Source organism: Cupriavidus sp. R6-3 (assembly GCF_059772245.1).
This window is the reverse complement of record NZ_JCBAJO010000317.1, coordinates 1-4,254: the sequence shown is the minus strand read 5'-3', so window position 1 is coordinate 4,254 and position 4,254 is coordinate 1. Positions and strand designations below refer to the sequence as shown.

Below are 4,254 nucleotides of genomic sequence, written 5' to 3'. Positions count from 1 at the left end.
CGCGCGCGGGCCTGCAGCGCCGGCTCGGCACGGAGCTGCTGGCGCGGCTGGACCAGGCCTATGGCGAGAGCCCGGCGCGCCTGGGCTGGTTTACCGCGCCGCCGACCTTCGCCGAACGGATGGAATTGCCGGGACGCACCGAATCGGCCGCCGGCGTGCTGGCCGGCGCCCAGCGCCTGCTGCAGGCGGTGGCCGGCTGGCTGACGGCGCATCAGGCCGGCGTCACGCGCTTCGTGCTGCGGCTCGAACACGAACGCCAGCGGCGCGACGCCGCCATCGCCGCCACGCCGGTGACGGTCAGCCTGGCCCAGCCCAGCCGCGATCCGGTGCATCTGTCCAGGCTGCTGCAGGAAAAGCTCGACCGGCTGCAGTTCGAGGCGCCAGTAGTCGGCCTGATGCTGAAGGTCGACACCGTGGCCGAATGCCTGCCGCAGAGCGACACGCTGTTCCCCGAGCCCGGCGGCGGGCAGGCCGAACTCGGCCGCGTGCTCGATACCCTGGTGGCGCGGCTGGGCCGCGAAAACGTGTTGCAGCCGCATCCGCTGGCGGACCATCGGCCCGAATGCGCCAACCGCTGGCGGCCCGTCGACGAAGCCGGCACGGGCCGCGCCGCGTCGCCGCGTGCTTCGGCGCCGCGTGCTTCGGCGCCAGGAGTTTCACCACCGCGAGTTTCGGTGTCGAGAATTTCGACGGCGCAAGTTTCGGGCGTTTCGGCACCGGCTTCGACACCGGTTTCGGTACCGGCTTCGGCCGATGCCGCCTTGCCCGACCGTCCGCTGTGGCTGCTGGAACCGCCGCTGCGCCTGCCGGTGCGCCGGCATCGCCCCTGCCACGGCAGCCCGCTGACGCTGCTGTCCCGACCCGAACGCATCGAGTCAGGCTGGTGGGACGGCGCCCTCGCCACCCGCGATTACTTCATCGCCGAACGCGGCGACGGCCTGCGCTGCTGGATCTACCGCGAACGCCCCGGACGCGAGGGAGAGGAGGAAGGGGAGTACCGGTGGTTTTTGCATGGGTTGTTTGGCTAAGGACAGCGCATATGCCGAAAACGATAGCTCCGCTCCCCATCTGTTGGACGCCGGCGAGAGAGAAATAGCCTCCTTCGGGAGGCCATCGTTTTTTCTGTGGCTGGGGCAACGGGACGGACGACGACAAGGCACGCAGGCTCGCACCGCAATTCATCTTGCCTTCACGCTTGCCGATACTGTATAAACATACAGTATCGGCCCCAGGCATTCCCCTCGCAGTGCTGTGTCCCAAGCTCCACCCCAGTCCCCGTTTTCCGCGTCTTCGTTGCCGCCCTCGCTCGCCTCGCTGCTGCTTGGCAGCCTGCCGGACTACGCGGAGCTGCACTGCATTTCCAACTTCACCTTCCTGACCGGCGCCTCCCATCCGGAGGAACTGATCGAACGGGCGCTGGCGCTCGGGTATCGCGGGCTGGCGTTGACCGACGAGGCGTCGGTGGCCGGCACGGCGCGGGCGCATCACGCGCTGAAGACCCTGCGCGAGCGGACTCGCGAGGCGGTGGAGCGCAGTGCGGCGCGGCTGGCGAGGATGGCGGCGGGCGGCGCTGCCGATGACACGGACGACGATGACGAGGACGACGATGACGACAACGAAATGTGGCTCGCGGCGCCATCGTCAGGCCCGGGGGCAGCCGCTGCCGTGGCCGATTCGCCGGCAGGCGGGGCGGTCCAGCCGGAGTTCCTGCGCCGGCATGCGCGCCTGCTGGCCCGGGCCGAGGCGACCGAAGCCTTCCGGCTGCTGATCGGCAGCCGCATGACGCTGCAGGCGGGCGAGGGCGACCTCGGTTTGCGGCAACGGGGGGACCCATCCGAAGTCCCGTCCGAAGTCCCATCCGAAGTGCCGTCCGGTATCCGGCTGATCCTGCTGGCGCAGGACCGCGAAGGGTTCGGCAATCTGTGCGAGCTGATCACGCTCGGACGCCGGCGGGCCGACAAGGGCAGCTACCAGCTGTACCAGCACGACATCAGCGATCCCGCTCCGGAGGAAGCGCATCTGCGCGGCATGCCGCATTGCCTGGCGCTGCTGCTGCCGGACTACTGCGCCGACCCGGAGACGCTGCGCGCCCAGGCGCAATGGTGCCGCGCGATCTTCGGCGAGCGCGTCTGGATCGCGCTGGAACTGCTGCAGGAACATGCCGACGCGCTGCATCGCGAGCGGCTCGAAGCGGTGGCCGCCGACACCGGCGTGCCGCTGGTGGCCGCCGGCGCGGTGCAGATGCATGTGCGCTCGCGCAAGCCGCTGGCCGATGTGCTGACCGCGATCCGGCTGGGCCAGCCGCTGGGCGCCTGCGGCATGGCGCTGGCGCCCAATGCCGAGCGCCATCTGCGCATGCGGCAGCGGCTGTCGCGGCTCTATCCGCGCGAGGCGCTGGCGCAAACGATCAAGATCGCCCAGGCCTGCGACTTCTCGCTCGATACGCTGCGCTACGAATATCCCGAGGAACTGGTGCCGAAGGGCCATACGCCGAGTTCGTACCTGCGCCAGGAGACGATGGCCGGCGCCGCGCAGCGCTATCCCGACGGCGTCCCCGCCACGGTGCGGCAGCGGCTGGAGGACGAGTTCGCGCTGATCGAGGAAAAGGGCTACGAGCATTTCTTCCTGACGGTCTACGACATCGTCCGCTTTGCCCGCGGCAAAGGCATCCTGTGCCAGGGCCGCGGCTCGGCTGCGAACTCGGTGGTCTGCTACTGCCTGTACATCACCGAGGTCAGCCCCGAGCAGACCAATCTGCTGTTCGGCCGCTTCATTTCGCGCGAGCGGGACGAGCCGCCCGATATCGACGTCGACTTCGAGCACCAGCGGCGCGAGGAGGTGATCCAGTACATCTACCAACGATACGGCCGCCATCGCGCCGCGCTGGCGGCGACGCTGATCACCTATCGCGCCCGCAGCGCGCTGCGCGACGTCGGCCGCGCGCTCGGCATCGACCCCGGCGTGGTCGAGCAGGTGGTCAAGGGGCAGGCGTGGTGGGAGAGCGGACACAGCTTCGTCGAACGCATTTCGCGCTACGGGCTCGACCCCGATTCGCCGGCGGTGCGCCAGTGGGCCAGCCTGGTGATGCAGCTGCGCGGCTTTCCGCGCCATCTGTCGCAGCACGTCGGCGGCTTCGTGATCGCGCGCGACAAGCTGTCGCGGCTGGTGCCGATCGAGAACGCGGCGATGGAGAACCGCAGCGTGATCCAGTGGGACAAGGACGATCTCGAATCGCTGGGCCTGCTCAAGGTCGACGTGCTGGCGCTGGGCATGCTGACCGCGATCCGCCGCGCGCTGGCGATGATCCCGAATCCCGCGCATCCGGAGCTGCCCTGCCGCATGGAAGACATCCCGCAGGACGACAAGGACACCTACGAGATGCTGTGCAAGGCCGACACCATCGGCGTGTTCCAGGTCGAGTCGCGCGCGCAGCAGTCGATGCTGCCGCGGCTGCAGCCGCGCAAATACTACGACCTGGTGGTCGAGGTCGCGATCGTGCGGCCGGGGCCGATCCAGGGCGGCATGATCCATCCCTATCTGAAGCGGCGCGAGATGGTCCGCCGCACCGGCAAGCTGCCGACCTATCACAACGAGGTGATCCGCCGCGTGCTGGGCCGCACGCTGGGCGTGCCGATCTTCCAGGAGCAGGTGATGCAGCTGGCCATCGACGCTGCCGGCTTCACGCCGGGCCAGGCCGATCAGTTGCGCCGCTCGATGGCCGCGTGGCGGCGCAAGGGCGATCTGAAGCGCCACCAGGACGCGCTGATCAAGGCGCTGACCCGAAACGGCTATCCGGAGGCGTTCGCGCAGGCGATCTGCAAGCAGATCGAGGGCTTCGGCGAGTACGGCTTCCCGGAAAGCCATGCCGCCAGTTTCGCCAAGCTGGTCTATGTCAGCGCCTGGATCAAGCGCCATCATCCCGCGGCCTTCCTTTGCGCCCTGCTGAACAGCCAGCCGATGGGCTTCTATTCGCCGTCGCAGCTGGTGCAGGACGCGCGCCGCCATGGCGTTAGGTCGCTGCCGCCCGACGTGACGGTCAGCGGCTGGGAAAGCGTGCTGGAGAACGATGCGGTGCGGCTCGGCCTGAACCGGGTCAAGGGCATGCGCGAGGCCGCCGCGCTGCGGATCGAACAGGCCCGGCTGGAGCGGCCCTTCGCCAGCGTCGAGGACCTGGTGCTGCGCGCCGGCCTCGATCGGCACGATATCGACGTGCTGGCCGCGGCCGATGCGCTGCGCTCGCTGGCCGGCCATCGC

1 protein-coding gene and 1 pseudogene are annotated in these 4,254 nt (G+C 69.3%); both read left to right on the top strand.

Annotation, left to right across the window (positions count from 1 at the left end; translation table 11 throughout):
* A pseudogene (locus tag AC6EI8_RS24695) lies at window positions 1–1,028 on the top strand (Y-family DNA polymerase); the annotation flags it as partial.
* Window positions 1,029–1,293: 265 nt separating this feature from the next.
* A partial coding sequence (locus tag AC6EI8_RS24690; protein ID WP_498383149.1) for an error-prone DNA polymerase occupies window positions 1,294–4,254 on the top strand: 2,961 nt, incomplete at its 3' end.